Source organism: Micromonospora sp. NPDC049171 (genome assembly GCF_040648275.1).
In the GTDB taxonomy this organism is placed as follows: Bacteria; Actinomycetota; Actinomycetes; order Mycobacteriales; family Micromonosporaceae; genus Micromonospora.
On the sequence record NZ_JBEZDJ010000008.1, the window covers coordinates 82,713 to 95,601 of the forward strand.

Annotated in this window: 14 protein-coding genes; all 14 read right to left on the minus strand. The window is 74.0% G+C overall.

Annotated elements, in window-relative coordinates; genetic code table 11:
* Positions 1-12 precede the first annotated feature (12 nt).
* Genes AB0B14_RS12475 through AB0B14_RS12540 form a run of 14 tightly spaced genes read right to left on the minus strand, consistent with a single transcriptional unit; the run spans position 13 to position 12,859 of the window.
* Complete coding sequence (locus tag AB0B14_RS12475; RefSeq protein ID WP_357063225.1) at positions 13-474, minus strand: hypothetical protein; 462 nt, start codon at positions 472-474, stop codon at positions 13-15.
* The gene (locus tag AB0B14_RS12480; protein WP_357063223.1) at positions 471-1,403 is read right to left on the minus strand and encodes a hypothetical protein; all 933 of its coding nucleotides are present in this window, start codon (positions 1,401-1,403) and stop codon (positions 471-473) included. The genes AB0B14_RS12475 and AB0B14_RS12480 overlap by 4 nt, the downstream gene beginning before the upstream one ends.
* Positions 1,400-1,915, minus strand: coding sequence for a phage tail protein (locus AB0B14_RS12485; RefSeq protein ID WP_357063220.1), 516 nt, complete (start codon positions 1,913-1,915; stop codon positions 1,400-1,402). Before AB0B14_RS12485 ends, AB0B14_RS12480 begins: the two co-directional genes overlap by 4 nt.
* Positions 1,896-4,604, minus strand: coding sequence for a putative baseplate assembly protein (locus AB0B14_RS12490; protein WP_357522467.1), 2,709 nt, complete (start codon positions 4,602-4,604; stop codon positions 1,896-1,898). Before AB0B14_RS12490 ends, AB0B14_RS12485 begins: the two co-directional genes overlap by 20 nt.
* Positions 4,601-5,035 (minus strand): GPW/gp25 family protein, encoded by a 435-nt coding sequence (locus tag AB0B14_RS12495; protein ID WP_355028744.1) that lies wholly within the window; start codon positions 5,033-5,035, stop codon positions 4,601-4,603. Before AB0B14_RS12495 ends, AB0B14_RS12490 begins: the two co-directional genes overlap by 4 nt.
* Entirely contained in the window at positions 5,032-5,370 is a 339-nt protein-coding gene (locus AB0B14_RS12500) for a hypothetical protein (protein ID WP_357063213.1), read from the minus strand. The genes AB0B14_RS12495 and AB0B14_RS12500 overlap by 4 nt, the downstream gene beginning before the upstream one ends.
* Positions 5,370-6,962 carry a contractile injection system protein, VgrG/Pvc8 family gene (locus AB0B14_RS12505; protein WP_357522468.1) on the minus strand — a complete coding sequence of 531 codons (1,593 nt, stop codon included), beginning with the start codon at positions 6,960-6,962 and terminating at the stop codon, positions 5,370-5,372. The genes AB0B14_RS12500 and AB0B14_RS12505 overlap by 1 nt, the downstream gene beginning before the upstream one ends.
* Entirely contained in the window at positions 6,959-7,843 is an 885-nt protein-coding gene (locus tag AB0B14_RS12510) for a hypothetical protein (RefSeq protein WP_357522469.1), read from the minus strand. The genes AB0B14_RS12505 and AB0B14_RS12510 overlap by 4 nt, the downstream gene beginning before the upstream one ends.
* Complete coding sequence (locus tag AB0B14_RS12515) at positions 7,843-9,390, minus strand: hypothetical protein (protein WP_357522470.1); 1,548 nt, start codon at positions 9,388-9,390, stop codon at positions 7,843-7,845. Before AB0B14_RS12515 ends, AB0B14_RS12510 begins: the two co-directional genes overlap by 1 nt.
* On the minus strand, positions 9,365-9,847 hold the full coding sequence (locus AB0B14_RS12520) for a phage tail protein (RefSeq protein ID WP_357063203.1): 483 nt from the start codon (positions 9,845-9,847) through the stop codon (positions 9,365-9,367). Before AB0B14_RS12520 ends, AB0B14_RS12515 begins: the two co-directional genes overlap by 26 nt.
* Before the next feature lies 1 nt (position 9,848).
* Positions 9,849-11,183, minus strand: a complete 1,335-nt coding sequence (locus tag AB0B14_RS12525; protein ID WP_357522471.1) for a phage tail sheath subtilisin-like domain-containing protein — start codon at positions 11,181-11,183, stop codon at positions 9,849-9,851.
* Positions 11,184-11,206: 23 nt separating this feature from the next.
* The gene (locus AB0B14_RS12530; RefSeq protein WP_357063197.1) at positions 11,207-11,905 is read right to left on the minus strand and encodes a carboxypeptidase-like regulatory domain-containing protein; all 699 of its coding nucleotides are present in this window, start codon (positions 11,903-11,905) and stop codon (positions 11,207-11,209) included.
* The gene (locus AB0B14_RS12535; RefSeq protein WP_357063195.1) at positions 11,902-12,510 is read right to left on the minus strand and encodes a glycine zipper family protein; all 609 of its coding nucleotides are present in this window, start codon (positions 12,508-12,510) and stop codon (positions 11,902-11,904) included. The genes AB0B14_RS12530 and AB0B14_RS12535 overlap by 4 nt, the downstream gene beginning before the upstream one ends.
* Before the next feature lie 13 nt (positions 12,511-12,523).
* Positions 12,524-12,859 (minus strand): hypothetical protein, encoded by a 336-nt coding sequence (locus tag AB0B14_RS12540; protein WP_357063193.1) that lies wholly within the window; start codon positions 12,857-12,859, stop codon positions 12,524-12,526.
* Positions 12,860-12,889: the final 30 nt, after the last annotated feature.

Consider the following 12,889-nt stretch of genomic DNA (forward strand, 5'->3'; position numbering starts at 1 on the left):
CCTTCCCTCGGGTCAGGACGTGGCCACGACGACCGTGCAACCACCGAGGCCGGGGCAGGTCAGGCCCACCTCGGTGGCCCGGTCGACGGCGACCTTCGCCACCGCCCCGGTGCCGTCGGACGCCGGCTCGACCTCGTCGCGGATGGTGAGCTCGGCGTCGCCGGGCGCCGGCGCGACGACCGTGAACCGCGCCGCGCTGCGCAGCACCAGAGTGCGCAGCCCACCCGGGTCGGCGACCCGCACCACGCACCTGCCGGAGAACGTCAACCGGCCGTTTCCGTCGGCGCAGTCGGCGTCGACGGTGGCCGGGTCCACCGCCGCGCGCTCGCCGGCCAGCGCACCCAACCGGTCGACCAACCCGTGTCGGGCACCCGGGTCACCCCGGTCGTCGCGGCCCGCGCCCACCGCGACCACGAACAGCGCCACCAGCAGCACGGCGAGCAACCCCAGCAGCGTCTTCTGCCGACCACTCATCGCGCCACGGCCTGCGCCACGACCTCGGTGAACCGGATCGTGTCCACCCCGGCGAAGTAGGAGCTCGTGCCCTGTGTCTTGCCCACCACCAGCAGCGTGACCTGGTGCGGCCCCTTGGCCAGCCGGACCGTTCCGACGTCCAGGAAGTCCGTCTTCTGCACCTTCGGGGTGAAGCCGAGGAACGTGCCGCCGACCTGGTTGCCGTCGATGGTGAAGACGGTGTTGGCGTAGTCGGGGGCCGTGGTCCGGGCCGTGGCGAACCGCCAGGTGCCGTCGGCCGGGATCTGCACCGTCACCGTCACCCGGTCGCCGATGGCCAGCCCCGTGAAGAACAGTTGCTTGTCGTCGGACCAGGTCACCCCGCAGCAGTTGGGCTGCGCCCCCACGGCCGCCTTGCTGTTCGGCGGCGACTTGACCACCACCGCGCCGTCCACCAGGCTCTCCGCCTCGACCGTGACCACCCGCGGCTCGCCGGGGGCCGGCTCGCCGTCGCGGGTCAGCAACACCACCGCCACGGCCACCACCACCAGCACCAACGCCGCCGCGGCGGCGATCCACAACCAGGGGGTACGCCGTGGCGGCGCGACCGCCCGCACCTCGTACGTGACCCGGCCGCTGGACCGGGAGCTCTCCTCCGGCGCGGTGTTCGCCGAGTACGCGAACCCGGTCATGTCGTAACGCCGCGGTGGCGTGCCCGCCGGCACGGCGAGCGTGACCAGGAACGACACCGAGCCCTGGCCGGGCACCACCCGCTGCGGCTCGGCGACGGTGAACCACGCCCGCTGGGAGCCGTCACCGGGCGCCACGTCGAACACCACCGTGTCCGGTGCGGTGCCCGGGTTGGAGACGGTGAAGGTCAGCTCGCCGCTGTTGCGCGGGTCGAGGGTGAACTGCTCGGCGGCGGCGACGACCGCCCATTCGGTGGTCATGACGACTCCTCTTCCAGGACGATCTCGACGGTGGTGGAGGCGGGTTTCTCCGCCTCGACGATGCGGGTGAGCACGGCGAGTTGGCCGGCGGCGGCAGCCGGGACCCGCACCACGACGTGGAACGGCTGCTCGGCCGGCTCGTCGATCGCGAAGCCCGGCACCCCGGTGGCCAGCTCCAGGGCCCGCCGCATGCCGTACGGGGTGCCGCGCCACCGGGCCAACAGCGCGGCGTTGGCCACCAGGTCGCGCAGCCGGCCCACCGGCAGCGGCAGGGGCGCGTCCGGCCGGGGCGAGGCCACCACGTGGTCCATCGCCACCCAGCGGGTCAACCGCACGACCAGCCCGTCCGGCGCCCGGTACGGGTCGAACAGGGCATCCACCTCGGCGAGGATCGCCTCGTCCGGGGCGTGCAGCCCCTCCATCACGTCCAGCAGTGCCCAGAGCACGCTGCCGGGCACGCAGGCCCGCTGGTAGGCGGCGGGCAGCAGCCGTTCAATCGCCGAACGTCGCATCCTGGCGCACCACCTCTATGTCGTGCTCGCCGGAGCAGAGCAGCCAGGTGTCCGGAACGGTCACCACGTCGGCGGTGGCCTGGTTGGCGCTGGGCGTCCAGTCCACGGCGGTGGCGCTGCGGTGCACACCGCGTTCGCCGCCGGCCAGGATCAGCCGCTCCGCCGCGCCGGAGCCGCCGGCCGTACCCCCGCCGGCCGTGCCCGTCGTGCCGCCGCCCGTGCCCGTCACGCCGGAGCCGCCGGCCGCACCGCCGGCGGTCGGACCGCTCACCGCGACGGCGTCGACAGGCACGAACCGGGTCCGGTCCCGCAGCGGCAACCCGCAGTTGACCGACACCGACTGCCACTGTGGCTGCGCGCCCAGGGTGTCCAACCGCAGCACCCCGCCGCTCTGCGTCGCCGCCACCGCGAGCTGGCCGGCGAACGCCAGGTCACGGCAGGTGCCGCCGACCCAGCCGGTCTGCACCGGCTGCCACTTCACGTCGGACTCGAACAACCGGGTGCGGTGGCAACCCTGCCCGGGCTTCTTCGGGTCCGGCTCGCCGGCACCGCTCCACAGCAGCGTCGCCGGGCCGTCGTACTGCACGGCGAGCACCCGGTTGTCCACGTTGGCCAGACCGACGTGCGCGAAGCTGCCCGGTCGGCCGCCGGCGGTCGACAGGTACACCCCGAAGCTGGCCTGCGCGGCCACCGCCACCCCCGGCGCACCCCGCTCCGAGACGAACGCGCGCACCGCGTAGAACCCCCGGTCGGCGTCGGTCGGGTCGACCAGGATCTGCAACGGCACCGCCCCGGGCAGCAGTGACACCTCGTACAGGCCGGTGTCGGTGGCCACCAGCAGCGCGCCCGCGCCGTCGCGGTCCAGCCAGGCCACGTCGGAGATCCGCGCGTCCAGGTCGGTCAGCAGCGACCAGGTCTCGCCCAGGTCGGTGCTCAGGTGCACCCGGGAGCCGCCGGAGGACCGCAGCGTCACCACGGCCACCGAACCGGGGCGCGCGACGATGCCCGGGCGCACCGGCGCCGGCGCGGGCGCCACCCGCAACACCGTCTCGTCGTCGAACCGGCCGGCCGGCTCCCACCCCGCGCCGCCGTTGCTCGAGCGGAACAGCACCGGGCCGCGCCCGGCGTACCAGGTACGCGGCTGGTACTGGTCGACGGCGAGGGCGCGTACCTCGGCGTCGGGGGCCTCGTCGACCACGAACCGCACCGACTCGACGTAGCGCACCCCCGGCTCGGCCTGCTCCAACAGTCGGTACACGTTGGACGCCCGCAGTGGCTCCCCGAACGGCCAGCCGGTCGGGTTCAGCGCCGTCGGCAGCGGGCTCAACGTCTGGTGCAGCCGGTCGTGGATTCGGCGGCGCACCGCGTCGGCGTCCTCCTCCCGGCGGACCACCACCCGGGCCCGCACCGACACCGCCTTGAACCGCGCCCAGGTGGCCCGGGACCGGATGCCGACCATCCGGCGTTCCTCCAGGTCAGCCTCCACCCGGCGACGTGCCTCGGGCACCTCGTGTTCGCGCAGCACCGCCACCGGCAGTCGGCCACCGGGGCGGGCCGCCGACGGCACGTACGGCACCAGCACCACCTCGACCTCACCGGGCCGGGCGAAGCTGTACACCGCCGCGCGGGTGAACGCCCGGGCCCGCGCCACCGCGCCGGAACTGGTGGCGAGGACCTCGAAGTCGCGGGCGGTGACCGCCCGTTGTTGGGCGAAGAACTCGTACGGGCCGCGCAGCAGCACCGACTCCAACGCCTCCATCTCCCGGCCGCCGGCCGCCGGCGCGGGGTTGTCGACGCGTACCCCGGGCAGTGGGTCGCGCAGGCTGGTCAGCGTGCCCGCCGCCACGTTGCCGGTGGGCCCACCGCCGGCCCGGTACCAGAGCCGGACCTGCCGCCCGGCCGGCGGCACCGCCGCCACGGTCACCGGGACGGAGGGCGGTGCCGGCGCCGTGTCGCCGGCCGTTGCCGGCGGTCGCAGGTCCAGGGCCGGGGCGAAGGTGACGGTGCCCGAACAGCGGTCCACCAGGTACGCCTTGGCCTGCGGGCCGAGCCCGGCGAAGCTGTCCACCGGTCGCCAGATCTCGAACGTGCGGCCGTCGTGCTCGCGGGCGGCCGCGCCCAACTCGACGGTCCCGGGCGGCACCTCCACGCCGAGGAGCAGGTCCAACGCCTCGGCGGTGTGCGTCAGCGGGGCGTGGGCGGCGCGCAGCACCTGGCCCGGTTGACCGGTGCCCACACCGAGCAGCTCCGCGTCGACGAGTTCGCAGTGGTGCATCCGTACCGTCACCGACGCCTCGTCGGCGGGCAACAGGGTCGGCTCGGTGGTGACGAACACGACCGGCCGGGGGTCCGCGCCGCGCGCCGCCGCGACCCGCAGGCCGGCCGGGATCCGGACCGCGGCGCGGTCGGTGCCGCCGCGGGTGAACCGGACGTCCGCCCAGGCCGCGGTGGGTGCGTGCCGGGTGACCCCGAGCAGGTTCAGAAACGAGACGTACGCCTTGTCCGGCAACTGGTTCAGCCGGTAGATCATCACCTCGGTCAGGTGCGCGAACGCCTCCACCAGGGCCATCCCGGGGTCGTGCGCCGACAGGTCGGTCCACGCCGGGCAGGACTGCCGGATCCGTTCCCGGGCCTCGGTGACGAGGTCGAGGAACCCGCGATCGTCCAGGTGCGGCACGGGCAGCGTCATGAGGGTCCTCCCTGCGCGGGTTCGTCGGCCGGGAGCAGGTCCACGGAGAACACCAGTTGCCCGGGGGTCAGGCTGGCCCGCACCCGGTAGTCCAACCGGATCACCAGCCGCCACGCGTCGTCCGGGTCCGGCCCGGCGTCCACGTCGATCACCTCGACCCGCGGCTCCCACCGGGCGATGGCCTGTCGGACGTAGTGGATGGCCAGCCCGGCCGTGGTGTCGTCGTTGGGCGCGAAGACGAGCCGGTGCAGCCGGGAGCCGTACCCGGGTCGCATCAACCGCTCGCCCGGCGTCGTCGACAGGAGCAGGAACAGCGCCTGCCGTACGCTCTCGTCGCCCTCGGTCATCGCCAGGCCGCCGGCCGCGGTGAGCGCCAGACCGCCGCCCCGGCCGGCGTCGAAGCCGGCGCCGACGAACCGGAAGGCCCTCACCGGTCCGCCCCCACGAGGCGCTGGCGCGGGTCGCGCACGACGTGGTCTACCGCGTTGGGCGGGGTGCCGTTGGTGAACCCCTTCAGGTTGTCGAGCACCACCCGGTGCCCGTCGACCCGCAGCCAGTCGCTGTAGCCGACGCGGAGGCTCTCCGTCCTCGTGCACGGCTTCACGGTCGGGCCGTAGTTCGGGCAGGCGACGATCGTGCGTCCCTCCGGGTCGTCGTCCACCAGCACGGGCACACCGGTGACGGTCACCCACTGCTGCGAGGGTCGGTTCTCGACCCGGCCGTCGTGATCGCAGGTGATCACGGAGTCACGGTGGATCCAGCGCATCAGCCGCCTCCTTCGTGGTGGGCGCGGGCCAGCGAACGGGCCTGCCGCGCCGCGGTCGTCGGATCCTCGGTGGACTCGGCTCGCAGGAAGTCCACGCTGCGGGCGCGGACCACCATGGACCGGCCGGGTGCGGAGATCACCAGATCGGACGCCGCGTGCAGAGTGGCCAGGTCCGGGGCCAGTTCCAGGAAGCTGCCACCCTCGGTGGCCAGCCGCAGACTGCGCCGCACGTCGTCGACGACTATCGACTGCCCGCCGGCGGTGCGCAGCGTCCAGCGGCGGGCCTTCCCGTCGTCCACACCCGTGTCGTACGGCTCGACGGTGCCGAACAGCGAACCGAGCACGATGCCCGCGGCCGGCTCGCCACCGGGCAGCACCACCAGCACGGTGTCGTCCGGATCCGGCAACGCCACCAGACCCTTGCCCCGCCCGGCACCGGGGCAGAGCACGGCGAGCCAGCCGGCGTCCAGATCCCCGTAGGCCGGCAGGGTCAGCCGGACCCGGCCCAATCCGTCCGGGTCGGCGACGTCGGTGATGGTGCCGAGGGTGACCACCGCCGCGCCGGGCGGGGCCGCCGGGGTGGCCGGCGGCACCGTGGAGAACCGCGTCAGGTGCCCGTTGCCGTCGACGGTGTGCACCACCTCGGTCAGCACGTACGCCCCGGCGACCGGCTCGGGCACCCCGCTCAGGTCGATCCGTCGGCCCGGCCGCAGTGCCGGATCACCCTCGGCCACCCCCTCGGCGGTGACCAGGGTGGCCGCCCGGGTGTCCAGCCGCGCCTGGGCCAGCGCCGCCAACTCGTCGTCGCTGCGACCCGGTTGGTCCACGGCGGTGCGGACCCCGTCGGCGCCCACGTCGGCCGGGTCCGGTCGGTCGAACGCCGGCCGGCCACAGCGCGCCTCGTCGACCCGCTGGCTGATCACCTCGGCCCGCTGCGGGTGCCAACCCAACGCCGCGCTGGCACCGCTGGCCTGGTCGGCGTTCGTGGACAGGCGCAGGGTGTGCACGTCCGCGCCGAGGGTCAGCGCGACCGGCTCCCCGTAGCCCGCGAGAGTGACCAGCCGGACCCCGTCGCCGTCGGCGGCCAGGTGCAGCCCAGCCCGGCCGGCCACCTCACGCAGCAGCTCCAGATCGCTGTGCCGGTGCTGCGACAGCCGCTCCAACCGTGGCCCGTCGACCTCCGCGCTCACCTCCAGCCCCACCGCACCGCACAGCTCCCGGGCCAGCTCGACGGCGGTCACCGAGGTGAAGACCCGCAACCCCTGCCGCTTGCGCAACCGGTGCAACCGGTCGTACGCCCGCAGCCGCAGCACCGCCGCCCCGTCACCGGCGTACTCCGCCTCCACGGCGGTGACCTCCCCGCCGAACAGGGCGTCGGCATGATCGGCCAGCCGTACGTCGAGGGTCGTCCCGAGGCGCACCGCCGGGTCGAACGCACCGACACCGGCGGCGGTGGCGAGCACCAACTCCGCCTGCGTGGGCTGGTCGAGCCGCGCCGCCACCCGCAGCGAGCGGACCCGCTGACGGGCCGCGCCGGCCAGCTCGACGCCGTCGAGCAGGACGACCAACGCCGGGGGCGCGACGCTCGTCACGGCGTACCCCCGGGGTTGGTGCTGGTGGCGGTGGGGCCCGACGGGCCCCAGGCGGCGGGCGCGGTGGCGATTGAGGCCCCGACGAACGATGCGCCGGCACCCACCGCGCCGGCCAGCGCCCGCGCGACTCCGGTCACCGCGTCCACCATCGATCCGCCGCCGCTTGGCGCACCGGGTGGTGGCACGGCGAGGGTGGTGCCGGCCGGCACGGCGAGGGGGTCGGTGATCCGGTTGTGTTCGGCCAGCAGACGCCAACGCAGCGGCGAACCGAGGGCGTCGTTGGCCAGCAGGTCGAACCGCACACCGGAACGACCTGGCTCGGCCGCGCCGTCACCGGCCGCGATCACCGCGCTGCCCGGCGCGGCGGTCGGGGTGTTCGCGGCGGCCAACTCCTCGGCGAAGCCGGCCTCGGCCTGGTCGGCGGTCTCGGCGGCGCGGACCAGCTTCAGCCGCAGCCAGGAACGCCGGGGCGAGCCGGTGCCGGTGAACGCGTCGAACCGTTCCGCCACCGCGACGATCACACCGGGCACGTTCCAGGTCTTTCCCCACACCAACCGGACCAGCGGCGGGCGCAGCCACCCATGCTCGGCTGTCGAGTTCTCCGCGAGCATCCACAACGGACGGGTGAGGACCCGCACGTCGGCCGGCCGAACCTGCGTCTGGACGAAGTCGACGTCGAAGAGCAGGTCGAGCACCAGCTCGGTCCGGCCGCCGCCGGTGAAGACCAACGGATCGTCGGCCAGCCCGGCCCCGGAGAGCTGCCCACCGGCGACACCCCGATGGCGTACGCCGGCGAGCCGGGTCACCTGCACCGTCTCCGGATTCAGCAGGCAGTCGACACGTTCACCGGAGGAGTCGATGAGGAAGGCGACACGTTCCATCAGTCGCCCGCCTGTTCCCGATCCAGCCGGCTCAACTGGGCAGTGTCCAGCGCCGCACCGGCAACCGACCACAGTGTGGTGTCGTCGGGCAGCGCCGGCCACCTGTCGAACGCCGTCGCGTCGGCCTGGTACGCCGCGCCGTCCGGCCCTCGGCCGCCGCCCTGATCGCGGTGCGTCGAACCGATCCAGGGCACACCCACGCCCGGACCGGTGCGGGGTGCGGCGTGCTGCCCAACCCGCTCGCCAACCTGCTGCCCCGACCGTGCCCGCTCGTCTGGCAGGGCCGGCCAGTGACCGCCGCCAGCCGCCGCCCCACCGCTGGCTGCCGTCCCGCCGGCGGCTGATCGCCCGTCCCGAGCTGCCGCACGGTCCGGCCTCGCCCCGCCGACATCGGCGGAGTCGGTTGTAGACCTTGGAAGGAAAGTGCCCTTGGAGGGGCCGAAATCTTCCAAGATCTCGGCAGGGGAGGTGCGGAGGCGAGAATTGGCCGAGGTGGTTGGCTCTCCGAGTCGGGGCCGCTCCTTCGTGTCGGTGGCCGGAAAGTCGTCCGGCGCCGGTCCTGTCGCCGCGCCCCGTCGGGCTGCGCGCAGGCGCCAAGCGTCAAGCAGCCGGCCCGGCGAACGTCGGCCCGCACCCGGTGCGAGGGGCGTGTTGGCGAACACCGCGACGGCGGAGGCATCGTTGCCGCCCCGGGGGCTGGTGCCACCCATCCGTGGGCCACCGGACCTGTCGTCTGCCATCGACGCGTACGTCGACCTTCCGGTCGCGCCCGTCGAGCGCGACCCGTCCGGCCTTCCCACCCCCCTCACCGCCTCCGGCCCGTCGACGCCGTACGCCACGTCCACCGTGCCGTCGTGCCCGACCGTGCCGTCACCCACCGTGCCCGCTCTGGCAAACGCCGGGCGGTCACGCCGGTAGGAGTGCGCGTCCGGGTCCGGGCCGCTCACGCTGGCTCCGCGGCCGTGCCCACCACCCGTGCCGTGCCCACCACCCGTGCCGCGCGCATGACGGCCCACCATGCCAGGGGCACGACGACCCACCGGGTCATCAGGCAACCAGGCATCCTCCCCGGCGGCCCGAGGTGGTTGCGTCACCGCGGTCCACCGGTCCGGTCCGCCGCTATCGACTCGATCGCCGAAGCCCGAGCCCGAGCCCGAGCCCGAGCCGGAGCCGGAGCCGAAGCCCGAGTCGGAGCCGGAGCCGGAGCCGAGGCCGAAGCCCGAGTCGGAGCCGAAGCCGCCGGTCGGGTCATCGCGCCCCTCCGTCGGTGCGGCAGCGGGCCGATCGAGGTCCAGGTCGTGCAGCAGGCCGGGCGCGTGGGCGGCGACCAGGTCCAGCCAGTGCTGTGGTGGTTCCCCGAAGCGGCGCGGTGAAGCCGCGGGCGTCTCCGGCGATGGCTGCGGCACCCGGTCCGCGGCGGGCGCCCAGTGCCCGGCGGGCGCACGGTCCTCGGCGGGTTCGACCCGCCCGGCGAGGCGCTGCGCCGCTCCGGCCGCCGCGCGTAGCCGGCCGGCCAGCCAGTTACGCGGGTGTCGGCGCGGTGGCACCGCCGGTCTCCAACTCCAGACTCTCGTAGCGCAGGGTCAACGCGGCGATGGCGATCTCGTGGCTGAGGGTGTTGAGGTGCGCGCCGCGCCACCGGGTGGGCCAGGCGTCGATCAGGTTCCACCGCAGCACCTCGGCGGTGCCGACCGAGTCGAGCAGCACCACGGAGACGTTGCGGCGGTTGAGGGTGCCCTGCGCGGTGGCGTTCACCCAGTCCCACAACTCGCGGGAGGCAGTGAGGCCGAAGTGCAGCGTCACCGGCTCGTACTCGGCCTGGCCGGGCACCATCCGCATCCGGCCCAGGCCGTGCTCCCGGTACGGCTGGCCGGGGATGTTCACCTCCAGCCCGGTCATCTCGGTGAAGTGGCCGTTGGTGACGCCGTTGATGAGCAGCCGGAAGTGGTACGCCCGGTACGGGTCGGCCGGCGCGCCGGGCTGCGGGGTGGCTGTGGTGGGCATGTCAGCCTCCGATCGTCTCGGTCTCGGTGCCGCCGGCCCACTGGCTCAGCTTGAACACCACGAACTCGGCGGGCTTGACGACGGCGATGCCGATGTGGGCGATCACCATGCCCGCGTCGCGGACGTCGACCGGGTTGGTCTCCTCGTCGCACTTGACGAAGAACGCCTCCTCCGGGCTGCGCCCGAGCAGTGCGCCGTCGCGCCACACCCGGGTGAGGAACGCCCCGATGTCGCGCCGGATCGAGCGCCAGAGGGTGAAGTCGTTGGGTTCGAAGACCATCCACCGGGTGCCGTTGGCGATGGCCTGTTCGATGGCGATGCTGAGTCGCCGGACGTTGAGGTAGCGCCACTCGCTGGCCTCGGCGGCGAGCGTACGGGCGCCCCAGACGCGGATGCCCTCGCCGGCGAAGTAGCGGATCACGTTGACGCCCTTGGGATTGAGCACGTCGTGCTCCGGTCGGGTGACCAGGTAGGCCAGGTCGACGGCGCCCCGTACGGGCTCGTTGGCCGGTGCCTTGTGCACGCCGCGCAGGGCGTCGGTGCGGGCCCAGATGCCGGCCAGGTGCCCGCTCGGCGGGGTCAGTTCCAACTCGCCGCTGATCGGGTCGCGGACCCGCAGCCAGGGGTAGTAGAAGGCCCCGAACTCGGACTGCCGGGGTCGGTACGCGGCACCCTCGTGCCCACCGGAGCCGCCCGGCTGCGCCGAGCCGCCGCCCGAACCACCGCCGGCACCGCCCGAGCCACCGCCGGCACCGCCCGAGCCACCGCCGGCACCGCCCGAGCCACCGCCGGGGCCGCCCGAGCCACCGGCCGTACCCTCGGCGGGTTTGGGGGGTTTGCCGGAGGACGGGGTGGCGACCCGGGTCAACGCGGAGATGTCGTCGATGTCCGGTGCCGGGTCGCAGATCGCGACCATGGTGCGGGTGCGCTCGGCCATGCTCAGCAGCGCCTCGTGCGACACCACGTCGTGGAAACCGGGCGCGGCGATGATGGAGATCTCGTCGATGGCCTCCAGCAGTTGCAGGCCACCGCGGCGTTGTCCGGTGCCGGTGATCGCGCCGCCCGCGCCGACGTTGACCACCCAGCAGCGGGCGCCCCCGTTGTCCAGGAAGCCGAAGACCGCCCGCGCCAGCGGCGTGCTCTCCACCCGTTCCCCGGCGGCGAAGAGTCGCAGGAACTCCGTCCAATTGTTGACCGGCACCGCCCTGCCCAGATGGGCGTCGCGGTCCGGGGCGAGGCCGACGAACGCGGCGATGCTGGTGCTCGCCGGGCCGATCGGTCGGGCGCCGCTCGGGACCTCCTCGACATAGATGCCGGGGGAGAAGTAGCTGGGCATCGGTCCTCCTGTGCGGGTGGGCGTCAGTGGGTCGGTGGCGCGCAGACGATGACGATGTCGTCCTCGTCCGCGTCGACGTCGGCGGTGAGGACGAGCCCGCGCCCGGTCAGCCGCAACCGGACCGGGCTCGGGTGTTCGGGGTCGTGCGGGACGCCGACGATCCGGAACCGGCCCTGTGGGTCGGTGCGGGTGGCGGATCCGGTGCCGGGAAGCTCGACCCGCATCGCGGCCAGTGGTTGGTCCTCGGGACCGACCACCCGGCCGGCGAGGGTCCGCACCTCGAGTTGCCGCAGCCGCAGCGGTCGTAGCACCGGCGGCGCGGCCGGGGTCGGGTGGTCCACCTGCGCGGCCACGTCGATCAGCAGCGCCGGTCGGGGTGCCGTGTCGAACGCCGTCCAGAGTGGTGGGTCACCCGCCTCCAGGACGACCGCGTAGGTGCCGTCGGTGGTCGTGGCGGTGAGCACCCGGTCCAGCCGGGGCAACCCGCCCGGCCCGGTCACGCAGAGCAGGAAACGGACCGTGAACCGGTACGGCTCGCGGACCGCGCCGCTGGAGCGGGTCTGCCGGGCCGGACGCAACTCCAACGGCCAGAGGGTCAGCCCGTCGGCGTCGTCGAACGGGCGGGGCGGGCCGATCGGGACGGGTTGCCCCGCCGAACTGGTCAGCCAGGCGGCCAGCTCGGCGGTGGCCGTCTCGATCGGCCCGCGCCCGTCGGTGCTCATCGCGGCGGCGTCCCCTGGATCCGGTACGCGATGGCCTCGTTCCACACGTGCGGGTAGACGCCGATCTCGAAGTACCTGGTGAACCGGTTGATCGGGGCGTTGGTGTGGTCGTGGTAGAGCAGCCACACCGGGGCGATGGTGAACAGGACGTAGTTCGCCAGCACCAGCGGGATGTAGAGCGGCCCGAGCAGGCGGCCCTGGAAGATGTGGACGTCCTCGTGCCGTTGGATGCCCGAGCTGGAGCCGGCGCAGACGGTGCCGATGGTGGTGGCGTAGCGGGGCGAGACCCCCTGCACCACGCTGACCCGGCCGCTGCCGGCCGAGGTGGGCCGGTCCAGCGAGTGCCCGAAGACCAGGTGCACGGTCAGGTAGATGGCGCCGACGACGGTGTTGAGCAGACTCCAGGTGTGGTCGACGACGAAGAGGAAGATGCCGCGGGCGTCCGGGGCGTACACCCCGGCGGAGGCCACCGCCCAGCCGAAGATCGCGCCGACCAGCAGGCCCACGACGGTGCCGACCACGAGCCCGATCGGGCCGCCGGCGAGGAAGCCGAACAGGGCGCCGAGGATGACCTGGACCGCCGCGCTGAGAACTCCGAAGACCATGACGTCACCCCCCTCAGACCCAGGAACGGAAGACTCGGGGCTCGCGACCGCTCGCGACCTGGGTGGGTGTCGCCTGCCGGTTGCCGGGCGGGAACTGGTTGACGCCGAGCGCGGCGGAGAAGATGACGAGCGCGTTGAAGAACGCGATGACCCACTTCTCACCGCCGGCCTCGTCGGCGAACGCCGCGGTCAGGTAGGACAGCAGCAGCGCGATGGCGATGGCGATCCACTTGCGGAGTTTGTCGCCGCTCGGGCCGATCAGCCCGCCGATGACGTTGGTGGCCAGCAGGGTGGCGGCGCTCGCGCCGGCGATGGTGCCCAGGGCGGCCCAGGTGAAGAGATCGTTCATGGCGATCCCCCTTTTCTGCGATGGTGCGAC

Excerpts from the sequence above, each read along its gene's own strand:
- AB0B14_RS12500 (WP_357063213.1), bottom strand. The coding sequence starts at position 5,370 with ATGCGCTGGATCCACCGTGACTCCGTGATCACCTGCGATCACGACGGC.
- AB0B14_RS12475 (WP_357063225.1), bottom strand. The coding sequence starts at position 474 with ATGAGTGGTCGGCAGAAGACGCTGCTGGGGTTGCTCGCCGTGCTGCTG.
- AB0B14_RS12520 (WP_357063203.1), bottom strand. The coding sequence starts at position 9,847 with ATGCCCACCACAGCCACCCCGCAGCCCGGCGCGCCGGCCGACCCGTAC.
- AB0B14_RS12480 (WP_357063223.1), bottom strand. The coding sequence starts at position 1,403 with ATGACCACCGAATGGGCGGTCGTCGCCGCCGCCGAGCAGTTCACCCTC.
- AB0B14_RS12490 (WP_357522467.1), bottom strand. The coding sequence starts at position 4,604 with ATGACGCTGCCCGTGCCGCACCTGGACGATCGCGGGTTCCTCGACCTC.
- AB0B14_RS12510 (WP_357522469.1), bottom strand. The coding sequence starts at position 7,843 with ATGGAACGTGTCGCCTTCCTCATCGACTCCTCCGGTGAACGTGTCGAC.
- AB0B14_RS12525 (WP_357522471.1), bottom strand. The coding sequence starts at position 11,183 with ATGCCCAGCTACTTCTCCCCCGGCATCTATGTCGAGGAGGTCCCGAGC.
- AB0B14_RS12535 (WP_357063195.1), bottom strand. The coding sequence starts at position 12,510 with ATGGTCTTCGGAGTTCTCAGCGCGGCGGTCCAGGTCATCCTCGGCGCC.
- AB0B14_RS12485 (WP_357063220.1), bottom strand. The coding sequence starts at position 1,915 with ATGCGACGTTCGGCGATTGAACGGCTGCTGCCCGCCGCCTACCAGCGG.
- AB0B14_RS12540 (WP_357063193.1), bottom strand. The coding sequence starts at position 12,859 with ATGAACGATCTCTTCACCTGGGCCGCCCTGGGCACCATCGCCGGCGCG.
- AB0B14_RS12530 (WP_357063197.1), bottom strand. The coding sequence starts at position 11,905 with ATGAGCACCGACGGGCGCGGGCCGATCGAGACGGCCACCGCCGAGCTG.